Origin of the sequence: Acinetobacter sp. WCHA45, from assembly GCF_002165255.2 — a bacterium.
Lineage (GTDB): Bacteria > Pseudomonadota > Gammaproteobacteria > Pseudomonadales > Moraxellaceae > Acinetobacter.
In genome coordinates, this window is record NZ_CP028561.1 from 1,886,465 (window position 1) to 1,908,334 (window position 21,870).

At 39.9% G+C, this 21,870-nt stretch carries 17 protein-coding genes; 8 read left to right on the forward strand and 9 right to left on the reverse strand.

Translation table 11 applies throughout. From position 1 onward, the window contains the following. Window positions 1-64 precede the first annotated feature (64 nt). Complete coding sequence (locus tag CDG55_RS10500) at window positions 65-1,027, forward strand: Tim44 domain-containing protein (RefSeq protein WP_087536372.1); 963 nt, start codon at window positions 65-67, stop codon at window positions 1,025-1,027. A 502-nt stretch (window positions 1,028-1,529) separates the two neighbouring features. Here the strand turns inward: CDG55_RS10500 and CDG55_RS10505 are convergent. Beyond that, complete coding sequence (locus tag CDG55_RS10505; RefSeq protein ID WP_087536371.1) at window positions 1,530-3,158, reverse strand: inorganic phosphate transporter; 1,629 nt, start codon at window positions 3,156-3,158, stop codon at window positions 1,530-1,532. Between the two features lie 437 nt (window positions 3,159-3,595). On the opposite strand from CDG55_RS10505, the gene metH reads away from it, so the two are divergent. The 3 genes from metH to CDG55_RS10520 all read left to right on the forward strand — a co-directional run bounded on the left by metH (window position 3,596) and on the right by CDG55_RS10520 (window position 8,554). After that, window positions 3,596-7,282, forward strand: a complete 3,687-nt coding sequence (metH, locus tag CDG55_RS10510; RefSeq protein WP_087536370.1) for a methionine synthase — start codon at window positions 3,596-3,598, stop codon at window positions 7,280-7,282. An 81-nt stretch (window positions 7,283-7,363) separates the two neighbouring features. Then, on the forward strand, window positions 7,364-8,296 hold the full coding sequence (locus tag CDG55_RS10515; protein ID WP_111313924.1) for an IS5 family transposase: 933 nt from the start codon (window positions 7,364-7,366) through the stop codon (window positions 8,294-8,296). 54 nt (window positions 8,297-8,350) lie between these two features. Continuing rightward, window positions 8,351-8,554 carry an amino acid transport protein gene (locus CDG55_RS10520; RefSeq protein ID WP_087537234.1) on the forward strand — a complete coding sequence of 68 codons (204 nt, stop codon included), beginning with the start codon at window positions 8,351-8,353 and terminating at the stop codon, window positions 8,552-8,554. A gap of 45 nt (window positions 8,555-8,599) precedes the next feature. On the opposite strand, the gene CDG55_RS10525 is transcribed toward CDG55_RS10520, so the two are convergent. Both CDG55_RS10525 and CDG55_RS10530 read right to left on the reverse strand, forming a co-directional pair. Continuing rightward, on the reverse strand, window positions 8,600-9,091 hold the full coding sequence (locus tag CDG55_RS10525) for a DUF2505 family protein (protein ID WP_087537194.1): 492 nt from the start codon (window positions 9,089-9,091) through the stop codon (window positions 8,600-8,602). Window positions 9,092-9,200: 109 nt separating this feature from the next. Then, window positions 9,201-9,491, reverse strand: a complete 291-nt coding sequence (locus CDG55_RS10530; RefSeq protein WP_087537195.1) for a hypothetical protein — start codon at window positions 9,489-9,491, stop codon at window positions 9,201-9,203. Window positions 9,492-9,704: 213 nt separating this feature from the next. Here CDG55_RS10530 and CDG55_RS10535 point away from each other — a divergent pair, with 213 nt between their 5' ends. Continuing rightward, window positions 9,705-10,145, forward strand: a complete 441-nt coding sequence (locus tag CDG55_RS10535; protein WP_087537196.1) for a universal stress protein — start codon at window positions 9,705-9,707, stop codon at window positions 10,143-10,145. Between the two features lie 44 nt (window positions 10,146-10,189). Here the strand turns inward: CDG55_RS10535 and CDG55_RS10540 are convergent, their stop codons facing one another. The 3 genes from CDG55_RS10540 to CDG55_RS10550 form a co-directional block, all read right to left on the reverse strand. Continuing rightward, window positions 10,190-11,353 carry an alanine racemase gene (locus CDG55_RS10540; protein WP_087537235.1) on the reverse strand — a complete coding sequence of 388 codons (1,164 nt, stop codon included), beginning with the start codon at window positions 11,351-11,353 and terminating at the stop codon, window positions 10,190-10,192. A gap of 330 nt (window positions 11,354-11,683) precedes the next feature. Further along, a complete protein-coding gene (locus CDG55_RS10545; RefSeq protein ID WP_087537197.1) occupies window positions 11,684-12,970 on the reverse strand; it encodes a D-arabinono-1,4-lactone oxidase in 1,287 nt (428 codons plus the stop codon). Next, the gene (locus CDG55_RS10550) at window positions 12,967-14,715 is read right to left on the reverse strand and encodes a neutral/alkaline non-lysosomal ceramidase N-terminal domain-containing protein (protein ID WP_087537198.1); all 1,749 of its coding nucleotides are present in this window, start codon (window positions 14,713-14,715) and stop codon (window positions 12,967-12,969) included. Before CDG55_RS10550 ends, CDG55_RS10545 begins: the two co-directional genes overlap by 4 nt. Window positions 14,716-14,777: 62 nt before the next feature. Here CDG55_RS10550 and CDG55_RS10555 point away from each other — a divergent pair, with 62 nt between their 5' ends. Next, window positions 14,778-15,878 (forward strand): AraC family transcriptional regulator, encoded by a 1,101-nt coding sequence (locus CDG55_RS10555; protein ID WP_087537199.1) that lies wholly within the window; start codon window positions 14,778-14,780, stop codon window positions 15,876-15,878. Window positions 15,879-16,019: 141 nt separating this feature from the next. Beyond that, entirely contained in the window at window positions 16,020-17,363 is a 1,344-nt protein-coding gene (gene chrA / locus CDG55_RS10560; RefSeq protein WP_087537200.1) for a chromate efflux transporter, read from the forward strand. Window positions 17,364-17,502: 139 nt separating this feature from the next. Here chrA and CDG55_RS10570 read toward each other — a convergent pair whose 3' ends face one another. From CDG55_RS10570 to modA, 3 genes are read right to left on the reverse strand one after another with little or no spacing between them, the layout of a single operon-like run. Continuing rightward, the gene (locus CDG55_RS10570) at window positions 17,503-18,120 is read right to left on the reverse strand and encodes an ATP-binding cassette domain-containing protein (RefSeq protein ID WP_087537201.1); all 618 of its coding nucleotides are present in this window, start codon (window positions 18,118-18,120) and stop codon (window positions 17,503-17,505) included. Between the two features lie 2 nt (window positions 18,121-18,122). After that, entirely contained in the window at window positions 18,123-18,812 is a 690-nt protein-coding gene (gene modB, locus CDG55_RS10575) for a molybdate ABC transporter permease subunit (protein WP_087537202.1), read from the reverse strand. 4 nt (window positions 18,813-18,816) lie between these two features. Then, complete coding sequence (modA, locus tag CDG55_RS10580; RefSeq protein ID WP_111313925.1) at window positions 18,817-19,587, reverse strand: molybdate ABC transporter substrate-binding protein; 771 nt, start codon at window positions 19,585-19,587, stop codon at window positions 18,817-18,819. Window positions 19,588-20,338: 751 nt separating this feature from the next. Here modA and CDG55_RS10595 point away from each other — a divergent pair. Then, window positions 20,339-21,868 (forward strand): cryptochrome/photolyase family protein, encoded by a 1,530-nt coding sequence (locus tag CDG55_RS10595; RefSeq protein WP_087537204.1) that lies wholly within the window; start codon window positions 20,339-20,341, stop codon window positions 21,866-21,868. Window positions 21,869-21,870 lie beyond the last annotated feature (2 nt).

A 21,870-nucleotide genomic window follows, 5' to 3' on the forward strand; every position in this document is an offset into this window, starting at 1 on the left:
TTGAAATTATCAACGAATACCTTCATAAATACACTTACATCTTGGAATTAAATAGGAATTTTCGATGCAAGTACACCAGCGTGGCTTGATGGCAGCTTTATTGATGGCAACTTTGGTCGCAGCACCAGTTGCAGAAGCTAAACGTGCGGGCGGTGGCAAAAGTCATGGTATGACTCGTTCAACAACGACGACTCAATCCCAGCCAACTACAACTCAATCGTACCAACAACCTACAACTAAAACTACGACGACTCAAAAATCAGGTCCTGGTGTAGGTTCAATGGTTGCTGCTGGTGTAGCAGGTGCTGCTGTAGGTGCTGTTGCTGCAAATGCGCTTGCTGATGATAAGAATCCAACTGCAACAGAACAACAAGCTGCTGAACAAGCTCAACAAGAAGAAAAAGGCGGCATTCCTAGCTGGCTTTGGGTTCTTCTTGCAGCTGCTATCGCCTTCTTTGTATTCCGCAAATTAGGCGCAAAAAAAAAATTAGCAGCCAATAATCCATACGCTCCAAACAACAGCGGTCAAAACAATTTTGGCCGCCAAAATACAGCGCCTGCAGGTGACAATACCAATATTTTTGGTCAATCTGTCGGTGGCGGTACGGCTCCTCCTCAAGCAGCATTTGGCGGAGCATCAATGAGTAGTGGCAATCAACTACCTGATGGTACTGAACCTGCTGCATTCCTGCGTGTTGCACGTCAGCGTTTCAACCACATTCAATCTATCAATAGTGCAAGTAATGTTGAAGAAATTCGTCGTTATTTAACACCTGAGCTTTTTAATTCAATGTATCAGGACATCATGGCCAATCAGGATCAGGATGTTGCTGAATTTAGTAACCTGAATGCAATGGTGGCAGACACTGCAACTGAAAATGGTCAATATGTTGTCAGCGTGCGTTTTACAGGAACAGTAAGCGAAGATTTAAACAGCTTGCCGCAACCTTTCACCGAAATTTGGCATTTTGTTAAACCTGCTGGTTCACAACAGGATTGGGTTGTTGCTGGAATTCAACAAGCTTAATTGAATTGAACTCACGTAATACATGTAAAGAGCTGTTTCGACAGCTCTTTTTTTTCGATATTTAGAGATAGAAATAAAAAAAGCCACTCTCTATTTTGGAGAATGGCGGAGTGTAAACCCTAATTTAGATTGCCTATATTTTTAAATAGATCTAAACAGGCAGTTAAGTAAACTGTATATCTCAGTTATCTTAGCGGATAATCAAGAATAAAAATATTCCTCGTTTGGGGAATAAAACTTTTTGTAATAGGTTCACGTAGATCTTCTTCGCTTATTTAGGAACAATCATTACTTCAGGCATTCAGGCATTCAGGCATTCAGGCATTCAGGCATTCAGGCATTCAGGCATTCAGGCATTCAGGCATTCAAATTAGAACAGATTGACTTGAGTTAGAGCCTAATATTCTTGGTTTGTGTCCATATCTATCGCTATCTTATGACCCATAAAAAAAGCTTTGCCGAGGCAAAGCTTTTACATGATTTGGCTTTAAAGTAAATCAAATCATGATACAAACTGTAAGAATAACCAGTATAAACCACCAGATAAACAAATCGTCGCTGGTAAGGTAAAAATCCATGCAGAAAGTATTGTCTTCACTGTTGCGAAGTTCAAACCTGATCTGTTTGCCACCATGGTACCTGCAACAGCACTGTTTAGAACGTGAGTTGTTGAAACTGGCATACCTAAACCATCAGCAGCAGCAATCGTTGTCATTGCAACAAGCTCAGCAGACATCCCTTGACCATAAGTCATATGGTTCTTACCAATACGCTCGCCGACAGTCACAACAATACGCTTCCACCCCACCATCGTACCTAAGCCAAGCGCAAGTGCCACCGCAACTTTAACCCAATTTGGAATGTATTGTAGGAATGAATCAAGATTACTACGGTATTCTTTTACCACTTTGGCTTGGTCTTTATTCATTTCAGGTAAAGCATCTGCTTTATCTAAACGTTTAAATGTCGTTGTACTTAAATACATATCATTACGAATTTCACTCACAGCAGCTTCAGGAATATCCTTTAAGTTGCCATAAGTCGCTACACGATCACCCAAATGAGAGGTCATGCTTGCAAGAGCAGGAACAACTTCTGGGGTTTGCTCTTTGGTTTGAATAAATTTCGTCAAAACTTCACGAGCTTTTTCATCAGATAATTCATTCTGATTGACATTCAACACGGTCGCTGTTTGAGCCGAAAGCTGTTCGAATGATTGTAGATGTTGAGCATCTAAGTTTTTATTCAATGAATAAGCCAAAGGAACTAAACCAATCAAAATCAACATGATTAAGCCCATGCCTTTTTGACCATCATTTGAACCGTGCGCAAAACTTACACCCGTACAGGTAAAGATTAAAATCGCACGAATAAGTGGTGGTGGTGGTTTGTTACCAACAGGAGGTTGGAACAATTCCAATTGGCGCTTAAAGATTGTTTTAACCAGTAAGAATACAATTGCTGCAAATGCAAAACCGATCAAAGGAGAAAATAACAATGCCTTCCCGACTTTGATGACTTGATCCATATCAATGCCACTGGTCGCTCCAGTGGATGCATTTAACAAGTGATTCATAATCCCCACACCCAAGATCGAACCGATCAAAGTATGAGAACTTGATGCAGGAATACCTAAGAACCAAGTTCCTAAGTTCCACAGAATCGCTGCAATCAACAGTGCAAAAACCATAGCAAAGCCAGCACCACTGCCGACATTCATGATCATTTCAACTGGAAGTAATGCAATAATTCCGTAAGCAACTGCTCCACTTGCCACCATAACTCCAAGAAAGTTACAGAAGCCAGCCCACATCACTGCAACAGGTGCAGGTAAGGCATTGGTGTAAATTACGGTTGCTACAGCATTCGCTGTATCGTGAAAACCATTTACAAACTCAAAACCTAAGGCAATGAATAATGCCGTAGACAAAAGAATAACTGAATATAAACTCAAAGGTGGTACATGCGCTAAATCAGCACTCACCTGAAATCCAATATATATAAGTGTTGAAACAATGATCGTCAAAAACACCGGCATAAAGAATTTCGGTGTAGGTACATGTACATTCGTCGATTTTGCCGAAGAATTGGCAAGCGGTGAATCCGAAACAGGAGGAATATTAGAATTCATGTAGACGGTTAGAGGATAAAAAAATCCCCTGTATTGTTTAATTAAATTATGACAATTATATGACAAAGAGATGTCATATAAAGCTGATATTTCATCATTTCAGCTCATTTTGTGATGTTTTTTTGTTCTAATCTTTAATCTATTAAATTAAATATCCCTTTAAATACAATATGATATAAAAACAAAAAGTCTTAAAAACTGTTTGTCTGATTTTGCAACAAATGCTACAAAATATGACATCAATTTGTCATATTTCAGTTCATTCGCTGGTTTTTGGAGCATTATTCCTCATAATTATTACAAATTAATGAAGGTTTTGTGACACATCAAAATTGAACTGAAGAATCAGTGCTCTGTGTTGTTGAAAATACGCGCTTTCTGTTCTCTTCTGTTACAATGCCTCAGCTTTTTATATTTGCCATATACTGGGGTTCCTTATGTCCACGCTTGCCACCCTAAAATCTCTTCTCGCCCAACGCATCTTGATTATTGATGGTGCAATGGGAACCATGATTCAACGCCATAAATTAGAAGAAGAAGATTATCGTGGTGAACGTTTCGCAGATTGGGCTTCTGATCTCAAAGGTAATAATGATCTTTTAGTACTGACTCAACCGCAGATTATTCAGGGTATCCATGAAGCTTATTTGGATGCTGGTGCAGACATTATTGAAACCAACAGCTTCAATGGTACACGTGTTTCAATGTCAGATTATCACATGGAAGATCTTGTACCTGAGATCAACCGTGAAGCAGCACGTCTCGCGAGAGCGGCGTGTGATAAATACTCTACCCCTGATAAACCACGATTCGTGGCAGGTGTGCTCGGCCCGACATCACGTACATGTTCGATCTCACCGAACGTCAATGATCCAGCATTCCGTAATATTACTTTCGATGAACTAAAAGAAAATTATATCGAAGCAACACACGCCTTAATTGAAGGTGGTGCTGACATTCTATTGATCGAAACAGTTTTCGATACATTGAACTGTAAAGCGGCAATCTTTGCGGTCAAAGAAGTCTTTAAGCAAATCGGTTATGAACTTCCATTGATGATTTCAGGTACGATTACAGATGCCTCAGGTCGTACATTGACAGGTCAAACTGCTGAAGCATTCTGGAACTCAGTGCGTCATGGTGATTTGCTGTCAATTGGTTTTAACTGTGCATTGGGTGCAGATGCAATGCGCCCTCACGTTAAAACGATTTCTGACGTTGCAGATACCTTTGTTTCAGCCCATCCTAATGCTGGTTTACCGAATGCATTTGGTGAGTATGATGAAACCCCAGAACAAACCGCAGCCTTTATTAAAGAATTTGCTGAGAGTGGTTTGATCAATATTACTGGTGGTTGCTGTGGTACCACACCAGACCATATCCGTGCGATCTACCAAGCTGTTAAAGATATTCCACCACGTAAAATTCCTGAGACTGTTCATGCTTGCCGTTTGAGTGGTTTAGAACCATTTAATATTTATGATGATTCTTTATTCGTAAACGTTGGTGAACGTACTAACGTTACAGGATCAAAAAAGTTCCTTCGTCTCATCCGTGAAGAAAATTTTGCAGAAGCTTTAGAAGTCGCTCAGCAACAAGTTGAAGCTGGTGCGCAGATCATTGATATCAACATGGATGAAGGGATGCTCGATTCGCAAGGTGCGATGGTGCATTTCCTTAACCTTGTCGCTTCTGAACCAGATATCTCACGTGTGCCGATCATGATTGACTCATCGAAATGGGAAATCATTGAAGCAGGCTTGAAATGCGTACAAGGTAAACCTGTTGTTAACTCAATTTCATTGAAAGAAGGTTATGACGAGTTTGTCGAAAAAGCGCGTTTATGCCGTCAGTACGGTGCTGCGATTATTGTCATGGCATTTGATGAAACAGGTCAGGCAGATACTGCTGCACGTAAGCGCGAAATCTGTAAACGTTCTTATGATGTTCTAGTCAATGAAGTGGGTTTCCCTGCCGAAGATATTATTTTTGACCCGAACGTGTTTGCAGTTGCTACGGGGATTGAAGAACATAATAACTACGGCGTTGACTTTATTGAAGCGACAGGCTGGATTAAACAAAACTTGCCGCACGCCATGATTTCAGGCGGTGTCTCAAACGTTTCGTTCTCCTTCCGTGGTAATGAGCCAGTGCGTGAAGCGATTCACTCTGTATTCCTTTACCATGCCATTAAACAAGGCATGACCATGGGTATTGTCAATGCTGGTCAAATGGCAATCTATGACGATATTCCAAAAGAACTGAAAGATGCGGTTGAAGACGTTATCCTCAATCAAAATCAGGGGGAAAGTGGACAGGAAGCCACTGAAAAATTACTTGAAGTTGCAGAAAAATATCGTAGTCATGGAGGCGCAGCCAAAGAAGCTGAAAATCTTGAATGGCGTAATGAGTCTGTCGAAAAACGTCTTGAATACGCTTTAGTTAAAGGTATTACCACGTATATCGATCAAGATACTGAAGAGGCACGTTTAAAATCAAAACGTCCGCTTGATGTGATCGAAGGCCCATTAATGGACGGCATGAACGTGGTCGGTGACCTGTTTGGTTCAGGAAAAATGTTCCTTCCTCAAGTCGTTAAATCTGCACGCGTCATGAAACAAGCTGTAGCATGGCTCAACCCATACATTGAAGCTGAGAAGTCAGAAGGACAATCTAAAGGTAAAGTCCTGATGGCAACGGTAAAAGGTGACGTACACGATATTGGTAAAAATATTGTGGGTGTTGTCTTGGGTTGTAATGGTTATGACATCGTTGACCTCGGCGTAATGGTACCTGCAGAAAAAATTCTGCAAACGGCAATAGATGAGAAATGTGACATCATTGGTTTGTCAGGTTTGATCACCCCTTCTTTGGATGAAATGGTCTTTGTTGCCAAAGAAATGCAACGTAAAGGTTTTAATATTCCTTTATTGATCGGTGGTGCAACCACATCAAAAGCACACACCGCAGTTAAAATTGATCCTCAATATTCAAATGATGCAGTAATTTACGTCGCGGATGCTTCACGTGCAGTGGGTGTCGCAACCACCCTACTTTCTCCTGAAATGCGCGGTAACTTTATTGCAGAGCATCGTGCTGAATATGCCAAGATTCGTGAACGTTTAGCAAATAAACAACCGAAAGCGGCCAAACTCAGTTATGCCGAATCGATTGAAAATGGTTTCAAGGTGGATGATAACTATGTGCCACCAATTCCAAATACTTTAGGTACGCAAGTCATTACCAATTATCCATTGGCAACATTGGTTGAATATTTTGACTGGACGCCATTCTTTATCTCTTGGAGCTTGGCGGGTAAATTCCCGAAAATCCTGACAGATGAAGTTGTTGGTGAAGCAGCCACTGATTTATATAACCAAGCACAAGCGATGCTGAAAGACATTATCGAGAATAATCGTTTCGATGCCCGTGCTGTATTTGGTTTATACCCTGCTCAACGTACAGGTGCAGATACTGTCAGCGTGTTTGATGAAACAGCACAGAATGTCACACATACTTTTGAACACTTGCGTCAGCAGTCTGACAAAGTCACAGGTAAACCGAACTTATCTTTAGCGGATTATATTAGTACTTCCAAAGACAATACGGATTATCTCGGTGGTTTTACGGTATCGATCTTTGGTGCTGAAGAATTGGCAAATGAATATAAAGCCAAAGGTGATGATTATTCAGCAATCTTGGTTCAGTCTTTGGCCGATCGTTTTGCCGAAGCCTTTGCAGAACATTTACATGAACGTATTCGTAAAGAGTTCTGGGGCTATAAAGCAGATGAAACGTTGAGTAATGAAGAACTGATCAAAGAGAAATATGTCGGTATTCGTCCTGCGCCAGGTTATCCTGCTTGCCCAGAGCATTCTGAAAAAGCGGTGTTATTTGAATGGTTAGGTTCAGAAGCGAAGATTGGTACGAAGTTGACTGAACACTTTGCCATGATGCCGCCTTCTTCTGTCAGTGGTTTCTATTATTCACATCCTCAAAGTGAATACTTTAATGTGGGCAAAATCTCTCAGGATCAACTTGAGGATTATGCAAAACGTAAAGGCTGGACACTCGATGAAGCGAAGCGTTGGTTAGCACCAAATTTAGATGATTCGATTGTTTGATTAAATATAGAGGTAGTACATACAACAGGCTTTGTTGCACAAACCTATCTGTACAGGCTTTTTCATCGATATAATTTTCAAATGAAGAAGCCTACACACAAAATCTACCGCACAAGCAATTGGCCCGCATATAACCGAGCACTCATGAGTCGCGGAAATATTACCATTTGGTTTGATCCTGCTACGCAATGGTATGCGCCATCAAAAGGCAAACAAGGGCGAAATCAAACCTACTCCGACGCAGCCATCCAATGCTGCTTAATGATTAAATCCTTATTCCGTCTGTCTTTACGTATGGTCACTGGCTTTGTGCAAAGTCTGATTAAACTTTGCGGATTAAATTGGATAGCTCCAGATTACACCACGCTTTGTAGAAGACAAAAGCATATTGATATTGTAATCAGCTACCAAAAAAGTAGCGATGGGCTGCATCTACTCATGGACTCTACAGGCATGAAGTTTCTAGGTGAGGGCGAATGGAAACGCAAGAAACATGGACCTGAATATCGTCGCCAATGGCGTAAACTTCATATTGGTATAGATGCCAAAACCCTACAAATACGAGCAGTTCAGCTCACAACCAATAATGTCAGTGATTCACAGGTGCTTGGTGATTTACTTAATCAGATTCCACAAGATGAGCGGATTGACTCTGTTTATACCGATGGAGCTTATGACACCAAGCAATGCCGTCAGGTCATTGCAGATCGGCAAGCGCATGCGGTGATTCCACCTAGAAAAAATGCGAAACCATGGAAAGATACAAAGAATAGCTCGCTAGAGCGAAATGAATTACTTCGAACAATTAAACGTTTAGGCAGGACACTATGGAAAAAATGGTCAGGCTATCATCGGCGAAGTTTGGTTGAAACTAAGATGCATTGCATCAAATTATTAGGAGATAAACTCAGTGCAAGGAGTTTTGATAGCCAAGTGAATGAAATCGATGCACGTGTAGCAGTCCTTAACAGATTTACGGAATTAGGTCGACCACTTACCCAAGTTACGCCTTAAATTTGGCTCAATTAGGGGCGCTTTGCATTTCAAATCTTTGTGCAACAAAGCCCAATGAATGCAACTCCACTTATTCTAGGTGTCATCTTTGGCTCGATTGGCTTAGGCTATTTTATGTATGGCAAAAAGCAGAAAATGACCGTGCCCCTTGCCTGTGGCCTGATTCTAATGATTTATCCTTACTTTATAGAAAGTACCGCTTTACTCAGTGCGGTTGGTGTCATTCTTGCGCTTCTGCCCTATTTTCTACGCTTATGAAAATAAAAAACTCCCCTTACGGAGAGTTCTTTTATCGCATCTAAATTAAAGGTTTTTCTTTAATTCATCCTCAACAATTTCAATCTCAAGCTGGCTAAACTTGCGAATTTCGCCCTCTGCATGCTTTTCAAGCATTCCACCGATCAAAGGTACTTTCACCTTTACCGTCCAGGTCAGAGTAATGTCTACTTGGTTACCGTTACCTGTTACCTTACGTTCAGCTTTTGCTTCTAAAGGTAAGTTTGCGCCTAGCTCTACAGTTGAGGTTAAATTTTTTAAATCAGTAATATCAGAACGTTTTAAACGGAATGCATTTTTTAATAATTTTTTAGCCACATCTGGGATATTCACATCAAGATTATATTCACGACGTAAGGTATAAATATCACCTTTTACAGCAGACTCAATAATTTCTAAGTTCTCACCAGGAATACGCTTACATACTGCTTCATGCAATGAAGTCATAGCAACTAATCTTGAAAAATCTTCAATTGAAACGCCATGAATTGTTTCATTTACCGTAAATTGATGTGCCATTTTTTAAATTTCCGTTTAGTTTTAATTAAGGTTTTATCATCGCAGCAAATTATATCATTCTCATTTCAATCACAAAATCTGAACATGTAAAAATTAATGACTGCCCAGATTAATAATTTTTATTGTAATGATGTCTTATACCTAATTTTACCGTTACTCGCTCCGTTCGGCTGATATAGAGATAGTGATTGCCATATTCGATGACTGCATAAAACTGCTCAGCGCCATCATCTAATCCTGTAGCAGACCATGTCGCCCCTTGTGGAAACTCATCTAGCCATTCAGCTTTATAAAAATCTGAAACTGAGTCAAATGCGAGATAACTCTCTGGATCAGCCATAATTTTTGCTGCGACTTGATCAAATTTTTGTTGTTTGAAGGCTTCTAAACTGAGTAACACGGATGTTCCTATGCCGATAAATATGAAGAAAAATTACAAAAATACAGAGATTCTCTTAGACCCATAGTTTGCTGAGGGATTTCCTATATTTCTAGATTATTTTCAGCGTTATCATAGGTTTTAGATGATCATCCCATTTGCTAGAGTGGGTTTAATGTGTTATCAACTGCTTATACTTTTATCTTTTACAACGATAAACTATAAGGAGTAAATATGTCTTATCAAAATATTTTAGTCGCTGTTGATGATTCTCCAATTTCTTATGCAGCAGTTGAACATACACTGTCTTTAGCAAAATTATCAGGGGCAAAAGTGACTGTACTCAGCGTGGTAGCTGTTGATCCATATATCGGTGTTGATTTTTATCAAGTTGCACCAGCCATTACCGATCATTTTATGCAGGCTGAAGCGCATGCTAAAACCCAACTACAAGATATTGCTCAATCTTTCATTCGCGATGGAATTGAGGTTCAAACCAAAATTCAGCATGGTGCAGCGAGTGAAGGCATTATTTTTATAGCTGATGAAATTGGCGCAGACCTTATTATTATGGGTTCACATGGTCGTACAGGCGTAAAACGCTTATTACTGGGTAGTGTAGCGCGTGCTGTTTTAACGGAATCACATATTCCTGTGCTGATTGTCAAACAATAAACTGAGACAAAATGCAAAGCCTTGTGTGATCGCACAAGGTTTTTTTATTCCCGAAAGCTTTGCCATGTTATAAAAGCAGATTGCTGATAGAGCTTTAAAGTTGAAAATTGCGGAATTACCGCCTCGCTTTGGGTGGGTCTTAAAAAGACAAAATCATCGACTTGAATGTCACAGGCTCTGGGTACATTGACCAACTCCTGATTACTACTTCGCCCATACAATGCATGTGGATGTGCTTGTTTTGGATAGACATAATTCGCTAGCCAATAGCCGCCATAAATAAACAGTGCCTTATACTTATGTGGCAATTTATCGAGTAAAGACATTGATGGCAGCTGGGTAAAAGGTAAAACTTTTAAGACTGGCGATGCAATCCATAAAGCAGGCTGTAAAGCCTTTAAAAAATCACTGTCAAAATCACTTGGTTTTACGAGCATTGAACCAAAAGACAAATCATTGCAGACACTTTCAGTGGTATGAAAGCTAAAGGTTGGACTACCACCGCCATTAAAACACAGCGCATCACTCCACAGCGATGGAAACTGCTGTTTAATTAGCTTTTGGTAATCGGCATAGGTCTGCTGTGAGCTTTGATAAGCCAATTCAGGTTTTTTAATGATGGCTGGAATTTTAGTGACATGTGCATCATAGCCCATTAAACCAGAAAGCTTTAAATACTGCGGATACTGTTGAATCAACTTTAATATTTCGACCATCTGTGCTGCCGATTGCACGCCACCACGATGCAAACCAACATCAATCTCAATATTCACATGCAAAGATAGTGCATAGAGCTGAGCAATCTCAAGATACTGTTGTAAGCGTTGCTTGGTATCAATCAGCCACTGAATGTTGGCATTTGACCACTCCGCATGCTGATCAAAAAATTGATGGACTGCTTGAGCGGGCATTGGTTTACCCAACAAAATATTGGCTTCGGCAAAATTTTCTAAGATCGAAACAATATGCGGTTGATGAAATACCATAAAGCGTTGCGTATTCAGTTGTTCAGATAGCAACTTAAGTAATTCTAGGCTTGCTAATGATTTCACTACCAAGCGTGCTTTTAAATGTGGTGCATGTGACAAACGCAGTTGTACATGTTGGATATTTTGTTTTAACGCAGCCGCATCTACAATAAGTTGCGGGGTCGCAATCCCCTGTTTTTTTAGGTCAAGATTGAGTTGTTTAAAATAATGATCCAACATGGCTATACCTTTTTCAATCAAAGAAAATTTACATGTAATTTGATACGCGAAAAAGTCATCTACAACCTGCATGGTATAAAAAAGATAATGTATCTGCGATAAAACTAAATAGATGCAAGTAGAAAACAGGTTTTGTAGATGACAATGCCTTTGCTTACTTTGGGCGAAACCAAAGTAAGGCCAGCCTGAGCAAGCCAAAGCGACTAAAGCTTTGGTGAAGCGCAAGACGAAGTGGCTTATCCTAAAATAGATAAAAACTCGGCAAGACTCCGTAAAGTTAATTATTTTTCAATAAATTAAATAAATATTTAAGTCCAACCCAAGTTAGAACTAACCTAAAAACAGCTTTTCCAGATAGGGATTTAAAAACTTAGCTTCTGGATCAAGCTGCTGACGCAAAGCCATAAAATCATCCCACTTTGGATATAAAGCTCGAAGCTGTGTGCTGGTCATATGATGCATTTTACCCCAATGCGGACGCCCTCGATATTTCTGCAAAATCGGTTCAACCACATCAAAAATCAACTTCGGGTCTTGCTTATGATATTGATGCACTGAAATCGAAATCGAGTCCTGCTGATAAAAAGGACTGAGCCAAATATCATCACCTTTCACAAAGCGAAATTCGAGCGGAAAAAAGGTGGCGACTTTATACGTTCTTAAAGCATGCAATATTTCATCCAAACACTCAATTCCACGATCAACGGGAATCTGATACTCCATTTCATTGAACTTGGTATTACGCGGTGTTGGAAATATCTTGCTCGACCAATCGACATAGGTGGTTGGTTTGACAAAGATGCCTAATAGTTTCTGTAAATAAGGATTTAGTGATGGAAAGTTTTTGGTCAACTCAGAGCATAAGGTCAGTAAGGTATCATCCGATGGGAAATTCTCTTTCCGAGGTAAAATTGCTGCATCGGTTTCATCCAAAGTTTTCAACATCAACTGCTTTTCATGGGGAAATACAAAACACTCGATATGTCGATGCTGATGCTTCCATTGCTGAATGTTTTGCATCATGTCCTCGACTAGACAAAGTTGAATATGCTCTTTCAGCTTATAGCGAGGTCGATTCTGCATAGTGATCTTGGTTAAGATTCCCAAGCTACCCAAAGAAACCCGCCCTGCGGCAAAGATTTCAGAGTTCTCTGTGCGACTGCATTTTAGGATTTCACCAGATGCCGTCAATAACTCAAAAGCTTCAACATAGGCTGAAATACAATGTAAATCTGCACCTGTGCCATGTGTGCCTGTAGAAACTGCACCCGCCAGACTTTGCTGATCAATATCTCCTTGATTCATCAAAGCCTGATTGATGGATTGCTGCTGTAAATGCTGATCTAAATCGTATAAACGTGTACCCGCATAAATACTGCTCTGACAGTGTTCTACATCGAAAGATGCAACACCTGAAATTCGATCTAAAGATACTAAGGTCGCATCGGTACACACCAACGGCGTAAAGGAATGCCCTGCACCCACGACTCTTATTTTTTGCTGTTCATAAACAATCGACTGTAATTCTTGAATATTGACTGGTTGTAAAATCTGTTGTGGCTTGGCTTTTTGAAAGCCTGACCAGTTTGTCCAAATGCCTTGTGTTAAATCACTCATACTGCCTCTCCTTGGCTAACGGCAGTTTTTAAATTGCCATGATTGCTGCGTTTTGCGAGTTCGTTTTCTGGAATCGGCTGTGGTCGTGTCATTTCATCGTAATGACGTTTATTTTTTTCTAACAACAATTGTTTTGCCAAATCTTTGAATTTGCTCTGACAAGCTGCCAATGTCCATTGACCAAATAAGGTATGCCCACCCTCATAAGCTTGTTGTTGGTATTCTTCATAGGTCGTGACATAACCCATATAATCATTGCAATACGATGCCAACCAGACCCTCTCTATTGACGCCTGTGTAGCAAGCGTCTGCTTGACGGTGTCAACCACACGCTGCCCTGCGATGGTGGTAAATTCGCCTGGACAGCAAATCAAAGCCAATTGACCTAATCGTATAATCTGTAATGGAACAACGCTCGGGACTAAAGGACTCTGCTGAATCGCCCCCGCTTTCACTTGTCGGTTCATTTCTGCAATCAACGGATCAAGCATACTCGGTGGAAAACCAATCGGCTGACCTAAAATCTTTTTAGCACCTGCTTCCAGTAAGATCTGTTTTGGTCCTTGAGAGGCATACAACTGCTGATAGTCTGCAAAATCAGCTGCTTTTGAATGCTTGGTTTTCTGTCTGCGAAATTGATCGGCTAAAAACTGCATCCCTTTAATTAAAACTTTTGGCGCACCTAAACCATCGACAGGCGTGCCTGCAAAAAATGCGGTGCCATGACAAGGCTGACTGGTTTTTGCATGCTTATGCCCCGCTGCAAACTCATCTGGAATCTCAATATTACTCAGATCAACATAGGACAAAACAGCATCGATCTTGCCTTCAACTTTATGTAAATTTTTAGGAATATTGGACTGTAAAGCCGTCAAAGCCAGCTCACTTTGATAACGACCATTTTGTTGTGCGTATTGATATTCCTGCTCGCCTTTAATTTTATTGCGAATCTTCAGCTGATCTTTGCCATGAAAATGCGGTGATACGTCCCCTGCAGTTGCTTGAGCAAAAATCGTGACTGGATTTTGAATCCCTTGCTCAATTAAAGCCTGCTCAGAGAATACGGCTGCATAGCCTTTATTATCGCCATCATAGGCGTTTAAAGAATTTCCCAAACAGGTTGCATGGACACCAAATAATGAAATAAAGGATTGTAACTTTTGCTCACGATAGAAACCGATCAACTGCATTTCTCTGTTCAAGGCTAAATGCGTTTCAGCTTCGGTACGTGGCTGAACTTCTGGATTCCGATTATAGGCTTTGATTGAACGATTCCATGCGACAGGTGTCTGTTCTGGAAAATGCTGCGTCCCTAAAAAAATCTCGGTGTCTTGTTCAGATGCAATCGCATTTTGAATACTCAATACAATCGCCTCAACAATGGCAGTTAAATGTTCAGGCACAAAACCAGGGGTTGGCATATTGTATAAAGCTTCATAGCCACAACCGCCAGGTCCTGAGTGAGTATGGGTTGCCATGAGGACCAATTGATTTTCATCAAATGCTGAACCTAGAGTTTCGATGAGTCTCTCTACGGTTTGGCTACGCATCGCATGGGTAATACAGCCTAAATCCAGACAGCAGATAATGAGCCGATGCTGTTGCTGATCAACAATAGTAAAGCTACGTGCATATAACGCTGTGCGCTGTTCATAGGCACGATGTGACCATTGTCCATAACCAAACATGGCATAGCCTTTCGGTGTAATTTTGATTTGTTGTTTATCCCAACCCACCTGATACATCACGACTTCCTTTCGATTCTTTTTCTAACTGTGTTAAAGCATGTTGAAAGTTAATCAAAATTATGCGATACGCAACAGGGTTAAAGAGACTTTTCTTTGGGGGGCAAAACGGACTTATGCCTATACGTAGCAGCGATAAAAATGATCAACAGCAATTTATTCCACCCACCATTCTGGCGAGTCTGATCCATTATGCAGAGCAGCAACAGTGGGATTATGCTGCATGGTTTCAGAATTCAGGTTTAGACATTGCACAAATACAGCAAACCCAAGCTGTGGTCCGTTTTAGCCAACTCTGTGATGTGGTTGGTCAAGCCATGACCACCTATCAACAACCTAACCTAGGCTTAAAGCTTGGCAGTAGCGAAGGTCTGATTTCGATGGGGATTTTGGGCTTTGCCATGCAATCCTGTAAAACCGTTGCAGATGCTCTAGATATTGCACTGCGCTACCATCGTATTTCGGGCAGTGTACTCAATATCGACTTTAAAATTCAGGGTGATGTTTGTGAATTGGAAGTGACTGAATCTCATCCATGTTTAGACCTCAAAGCCTTTTTCTATGATGAATTATTCAGCAGCATCATCACCTGTTTAAATGCAATGCTAGGTGATCATGATGATGTGATCAGTCTTGAGCTCAGCTATTTACCAACCGAATATCAACAGCAATATAATGATATCTTTGGCTGCCCAATTCAATTTAACCGTGACAGGAATATCATGCTTTTTAGCACTAGCCTGTTGCAGCGCAGCTTAAAAAATTACAGCCCAATCAACTACGCAACTGCAATACAAATCTGTGAACAGGCACTAAAAGAAATTGATCAGCTCAATCAGGTCGGCTATGTGCATTTACTTGACCACTTGATTGAACAGCACTTACCTGAACGTTTCGAGATGCAGCAAGCTGCGGAACATTTACGCATCAGCGAACGCCATTTAAGACGGCAATTATTATTAGAAGGCTTGAGTTTTCAACAAATCCGACAAAATGTCTTGGAGCGTAAAGCCAAACAATTACTGGGACAAAACCTGTCCATGAGTGAGATTAGCCTGCAACTGGGTTTTAGCGAATTACGTGAATTCCGACGTGCCTTTAAACGCTGGACAGGGCAAGCGCCTTCGGTTTATAAACAAGAGATCATTTTACTTAATGCCTAAGAATCAAACGGTCTAGAAATTTCCAAGCGCAGATAAAAGAGAACTGGAAATGCCTTTTCTTGTAATTTTAAATTCTCGCAAATATTCACTACCGCGCTCGGCGGCATGTATGCTGACTATACGGTTTATCTGAGAATAATTATGCAGCAATCTGATCCAATAAAAGCTCTGGACTCTATTCCTTTTTGGCAAGCCTTTTTATTTTGGCTGAAATTAGGCTTTATTAGTTTTGGGGGGCCAGCAGGTCAAATTGCAGTGATGCACCAAGAACTGGTCGAACAGAAACGTTGGATTTCTGAAAAAAGATTCCTACATGCACTCAACTATTGCATGCTTTTACCTGGCCCTGAAGCACAACAACTCGCCATTTATATTGGTTGGTTGATGCATCGAACCGCAGGTGGCTTAGTTGCAGGCATTCTATTTGTGCTGCCTTCTTTATTTATTCTAATTGCCTTGTCATGGATTTATGTACAGTTTGGTGATGTGCCAATTATTGCTGGATTATTTTATGGCATCAAACCTGCAGTCACGGCGATTGTGTTTCATGCAACCTATCGAATTGGCAGTCGCTCACTCAAAAACAATTTCTTATATTTGATTGCCGCTTCTGCTTTTATCGCGATCTTTTTCTTCAATATTCCCTTTCCATTGATTATATTGAGTGCCGCGATACTGGGCTATTTACTGAGTAAAAAGCAACCACACTTATTTGCAACTCAAAGCACCCATCAAGGCAAGCAAAAACATTATGGTGCTGCCCTAATTGATGATGATACGCCTCCTCCTGCACATGCTATTTTCCGTTGGACTCAACTGACTAAAATCCTCGTTATTGCAGCGTTTTTATGGTGTATCCCAATCATCAGTTTAACCCTGAGCTTAGGATGGCAACATGCTTATACCCAAATGGCATGGTTCTTTACCAAGGCTGCATTACTGACATTTGGTGGAGCTTATGCCGTATTACCTTATGTGTATCAAGGTGCGGTGAATCACTATGCATGGCTCAGTCCAACCCAAATGATTGATGGGCTGGCATTGGGTGAAAGTACTCCAGGCCCACTGATTATGGTGGTTGCATTCGTTGGATTTGTAGGGGGCTTTAATCATGCCTTGTTAGGTGCAGATCATTTATTCTTGGCGGGTGCATTTGGTGCTGTCATTGTTACATGGTTTACTTTTTTATTTTCCTTTGTGTTCATTCTCGCAGGTGCTCCGATTATTGAATCCACTCATAATGAACTTAAATTTACTGCACCACTTACGGCAATTACCGCTGCTGTCGTAGGTGTCATTCTCAATCTGGCACTTTTCTTTAGTTATCATGTGTTGTGGCCACAGGGTTTCGATCACGCTTTTAATTATGAAGCGGCAATCGTCACAATCGCTGCGATGATTGCGCTGTTTAAATTCCAAATCAATGTGCTTTATGTGATTTTCGCTTCTGCACTTTTTGGTTTAGTTCTATACCTATTTGTATAAAAATTTGCACTAGCGTTGATGCACAAATCAACTCTAGTCAGCCCAATCTATTGAATATGATAAATTTCCACTATTAAAAGATGTTGATCATGTCCATGATGAGGAAGTACAGAAATTTCTGGCTTTATTACAGCGCTATTTATAAATACCAGATTTCATGGGTGAGCTGCTCAATCTCAGATTTATCATGGCTGACATATAACATTGGAATACCCAATTCCTGTTTGACGCTTTGAAAAAAAGGAATGATCTCTGCTTTATGTGCTGCATCCAATGCAGAAAGTGGCTCATCTAATAACAACAATTGTGGTGAATACAGCAATGCTCGTCCCAATGCGACACGCTGTTTTTCCCCTCCTGAGAGCTTGATGGGCATTCGTTCAATCAGATGCTCTAACTTGAGTAACTCAATAATATAATCCACTTCAAACTGACGTTGCTGCGGTTGAATATGCTTAAATCCAAACAATAGATTCTGCCTAACGTTTTTATGCGGAAATAACTGCGCGTCCTGAAAGACAAGACCAATACGACGTTGTTGTGTACTCAGATTAATTTTCTGTGCCTGATCAAACCATGTTTGATTTTTAATTTTGATCCAACCTGCTTGCGGCGTAACTAAACCTGCAATGCTATGTAAGATCGTAGTTTTGCCTGAACCAGAAGCCCCAAATAAACCAATCACGGACTGATCAGACTGAAAGCGTTGATCAAGATCAAATTGCCCTTGTTTGAGTTGGATATGACAATCAATCATCGCTAATGCCCACGCTTATTTTTTTGATAACGATTGAACCATTGCGCAAACCACAACGCAAAAAACGCCACAGATAAAGACAAAATAATCAATCGCCATACTGCGGCTTCAGTATCAGGCTGCTGCATCAGACTATACATCGCTAAAGGCAGTGTCCGTGTTTCACTGGCAATATTGCCAACAAAAGTAATGGTTGCACCAAACTCACCCAAACTTCGACAAAAACATAAAATGCTCCCCACCAAAATACCACTACTGGCAAGAGGTAATGTCACCTGCATAAATGCCCCGAAAGAGGATGCACCTAAGGTTTTTGCAGCCATTTCTAAGCGCTGGTCGACCAGTTCAATGGCGAGTCGAATTGATTGTACCAATAACGGAAAACCCATCACTGCAGAAGCCAACACAGCCCCTTTCCAATTAAACGCAAACTCTAAACCCAAGGGTGCTAGGTATTGCCCTAAGATACCTCGATTGCCAAAAATTTGAAGTAACAAATAACCAGGTACAACCGGTGGTAACACTAAAGGTAAGAAAACCAGTGTTTCAAATAGTGATTTTCCCCAGAACTCTTTTCGAGCCAAAACCCAAGCAATCAAAATAGCAGGAATTAAACTCACAATCAGACATGTTGCTGCCACTTTAGATGACAATAGCAACACCTCAAGTTCTTCAGGAGTCAGAATCATCATTTAATTACTTAAGTACACTAAAACCATATTTTTTAAATACTTTTGTTGCCTGACTGCTTTGTAAAAACTTATAGAATTTCATTGACTCTGTATTCTTCTTTACTAAACCTATTGGATAAATAATAGGTTGATGGGTATTTTCTGGAAATGTTCCAATGATGACGACATTTTTGCTGATTGCTGCATCAGTAGCGTAAACAATCCCTAACTGACATTCACCACGAGCCACAAAGTTTAAGGCAGCACGTACATCCTCTGTCTCCACTAGGCGAGTTGAAACCTTATCCCACCAGCCGATCGAGATCAAAGCCTGCTTTGCATATTTCCCAATAGGTACACTCTTGGTATCACCTGTACACCATTTACCTTGAGCAACCCTAGTGAAATCAAAACTTTTATCTATTTTTAATTTGATTGGACGAGTTTTGGGAGCAATCACTACCAAACGATTACCCAATAAATTCACGCGATCATTTGCCGATACCAACTGTTTTTTTTGCAAATAATCCATCCATTGAACATCTGCTGATATAAAAATATCAGCTGGCGCACCTGCTTCAATCTGCTTAGCTAGCGTTGAAGAACCCGCATAAGAAGTCTTTACTTCAACTTTATTTTTTTGTTCGTAGATTGCATCTAATTCATTCACCGCATTGGTCAAACTTGCTGCGGCATAGACCGTTACAGACTCATTCGCAAAAACATTGCTACTAGAAAATACGCTACAAGCAAAGATAGTACATAAAACACGGATCGCTTTCATATTGATCGACATACCTCTCTTCCCTCAGAAATCGATATATTTTTAAAAACATATTGAAAGATAAAAATATGCTAAAAATAACAGAGATTAGGGCTTTGCTATTTTTAATGATGCTATGAGTCAAAATAAAATCTCACAGCATGATGAAATTCAATTTCACCTAATGTGAGTTCATCCCAGTTTGGTGCAAAAATTAAAAACAGCTCAATTTAGTGCAATCCAAATTATTAAACCTTTTCCGCTTTTGCAAAGGTCGCATTTTAAAGATTCTAATTTTATTGAAATCAGAACGATAAAATATACTTCATACTTAAAAATATATTCTCAGAAATATAGCGATAAGCAAAAGATTTCACTCCAAAAATACAAAAAATATCGTGAAATATGTTTCAAGAAAGAAACAAACGAAAAATACTTTGTATCTATTCCAAGAGCTTGGGCATAGATATTTTTCAACCAGCATAAAGCAATGGCTATGCCAAAAAATTGGATGATTAATGTAGCTCACACAAAAGCTGTGGCAATGTCATTCAACCAACGCTGAGCTGTAATTGTTGCGGTCAAAAATTAGATGCGCATTTGATGTCACCTGTTTCTTCACTGAGAATATTTCATAATGTATATTCAAGTTTTAGCCGTTTATTTAAGTGCCCATGCTGCTTAATTTAAAAGCTCTCAATCTAATACGATTAAAAAGAATTGCAGTATTCACAAGAACTTTACAACCGAAAAACTATATTCAAATTTTTAAGCGTGAAAGCTTATGCGCTACGGTTTAATTTTAGGTGATCAACTCTCGGAAGAAATCGCCACATTAAAACGACTTGATAAACATGAAGATGTGATTTTAATGGCAGAACTGGTTGAAGAAACCACTTACGTAAAACATCATCCTCAGAAAATTGCACTCATTTTTAGTGCAATGCGACATTTTGCCAAACATCTTAAACAACAAGGATGGACTGTTCGTTATCAAGTTTTTGACCGTTCAAAAACAACAAACAATTTTCTTCAATTTCTTAAGTCTCAATTAGATAAACAAGAGGCAAAAGGTTTAGTCATAACCGCATGTGGAGAATACCGCTTACAATATCAAATGGAAAATAGTTGGGAAAAAGAACTTAACATTCCCATACAAATCCTTATAGACGATCGTTTTTTCTCTTCGATTCAAGCTTTTAAACAATGGAGTTCAACTGCCAAAGTTCTACGGATGGAGTTTTTCTACCGAAAGTTAAGACAGCAAACAGGCTATTTGATGCAGGCGGATAAACCAATTGGAGGAAAATGGAATTTTGATAGTGATAATCGTCAAAAGTGGAATGGAACCCCCGCTATCCCTCCTACTTTAGATTTTACTCATGACCAGATTGATTTAGATGTGATCGCTTTAGTTAAAGCAGAGTTTCAAGATCATATTGGTCAAATTGATCATTTCAACTGGGCAACTACACGTCAACAGGCTCTTCAAGCCCTTGATTATTTTATCCGACATCAATTAGTCCATTTTGGTCAATATCAAGATGCTATGGTCAACCAACAAGATTATATGTTTCATAGCCTCCTTTCTCCCTACCTAAACTGTGGATTGCTGTCACCCAAAGAAGTTTGTGATGCTGCTGAATCAGCTTATTACAATAACCAAATTCCGTTGAACGCTGCTGAGGGTTTTATTCGACAAATACTAGGTTGGCGTGAATTTATTCGCGGCATTTATTGGCTGTGTATGCCAAATTATCGTGATCTCAATAAATTAAATGCTGAAAGAGACTTGCCCAGCTATTTTTGGACTGCTGAAACAAAAATGCAATGTATGCATGAATGTTTAAGAAACTCTTTGGAAAATGCTTATGCTCACCATATTCAACGCTTGATGGTGATTGGTAATTTCACATTACTGAATGGCATCTCACCCAAGCAAGTCAATGAATGGTATTTAAGCGTGTATGCTGATGCATTTGAATGGGTACAACTTCCAAATACTCATGGAATGGTTTTATTTGCAGATGCTGGTCTTGTTGCAAGTAAACCTTATGCAGCATCAGGTAATTACATTCATAAAATGTCTAATTACTGTCAACACTGCCATTACAATGTAAAAACCAAAACTGATCATGATAGTTGCCCATTCAACAGTTTATATTGGGACTTTCTACATCGAAATCGAGTCTTTTTTAGTTCAAATCCGCGGATGACAATGATGTATAAGCAATGGGATAAATTAGAATTATCTGAACAAAATCGTATTTTAAAACGTGCCTCCCACCTTCAAAATCAAATCGAAGAACTCTAAAA

Bases quoted from the DNA above. Each gene is read 5' to 3' on its own strand.
- CDG55_RS10500 (WP_087536372.1), top strand. From the start codon at position 65: ATGCAAGTACACCAGCGTGGCTTGATGGCAGCTTTATTGATGGCAACT.
- CDG55_RS10535 (WP_087537196.1), top strand. From the start codon at position 9,705: ATGTCTTATCAAAATATTTTAGTCGCTGTTGATGATTCTCCAATTTCT.
- CDG55_RS10520 (WP_087537234.1), top strand. From the start codon at position 8,351: ATGAATGCAACTCCACTTATTCTAGGTGTCATCTTTGGCTCGATTGGC.
- modB (WP_087537202.1), bottom strand. From the start codon at position 18,812: ATGATGATTCTGACTCCTGAAGAACTTGAGGTGTTGCTATTGTCATCT.
- metH (WP_087536370.1), top strand. From the start codon at position 3,596: ATGTCCACGCTTGCCACCCTAAAATCTCTTCTCGCCCAACGCATCTTG.
- CDG55_RS10550 (WP_087537198.1), bottom strand. From the start codon at position 14,715: ATGTATCAGGTGGGTTGGGATAAACAACAAATCAAAATTACACCGAAA.
- CDG55_RS10570 (WP_087537201.1), bottom strand. From the start codon at position 18,120: ATGATTGATTGTCATATCCAACTCAAACAAGGGCAATTTGATCTTGAT.
- CDG55_RS10505 (WP_087536371.1), bottom strand. From the start codon at position 3,158: ATGAATTCTAATATTCCTCCTGTTTCGGATTCACCGCTTGCCAATTCT.
- CDG55_RS10540 (WP_087537235.1), bottom strand. From the start codon at position 11,353: ATGTTGGATCATTATTTTAAACAACTCAATCTTGACCTAAAAAAACAG.
- chrA (WP_087537200.1), top strand. From the start codon at position 16,020: ATGCAGCAATCTGATCCAATAAAAGCTCTGGACTCTATTCCTTTTTGG.
- CDG55_RS10595 (WP_087537204.1), top strand. From the start codon at position 20,339: ATGCGCTACGGTTTAATTTTAGGTGATCAACTCTCGGAAGAAATCGCC.
- CDG55_RS10555 (WP_087537199.1), top strand. From the start codon at position 14,778: ATGCGATACGCAACAGGGTTAAAGAGACTTTTCTTTGGGGGGCAAAAC.
- CDG55_RS10545 (WP_087537197.1), bottom strand. From the start codon at position 12,970: ATGAGTGATTTAACACAAGGCATTTGGACAAACTGGTCAGGCTTTCAA.
- CDG55_RS10515 (WP_111313924.1), top strand. From the start codon at position 7,364: ATGAAGAAGCCTACACACAAAATCTACCGCACAAGCAATTGGCCCGCA.
- modA (WP_111313925.1), bottom strand. From the start codon at position 19,587: ATGTCGATCAATATGAAAGCGATCCGTGTTTTATGTACTATCTTTGCT.
- CDG55_RS10525 (WP_087537194.1), bottom strand. From the start codon at position 9,091: ATGGCACATCAATTTACGGTAAATGAAACAATTCATGGCGTTTCAATT.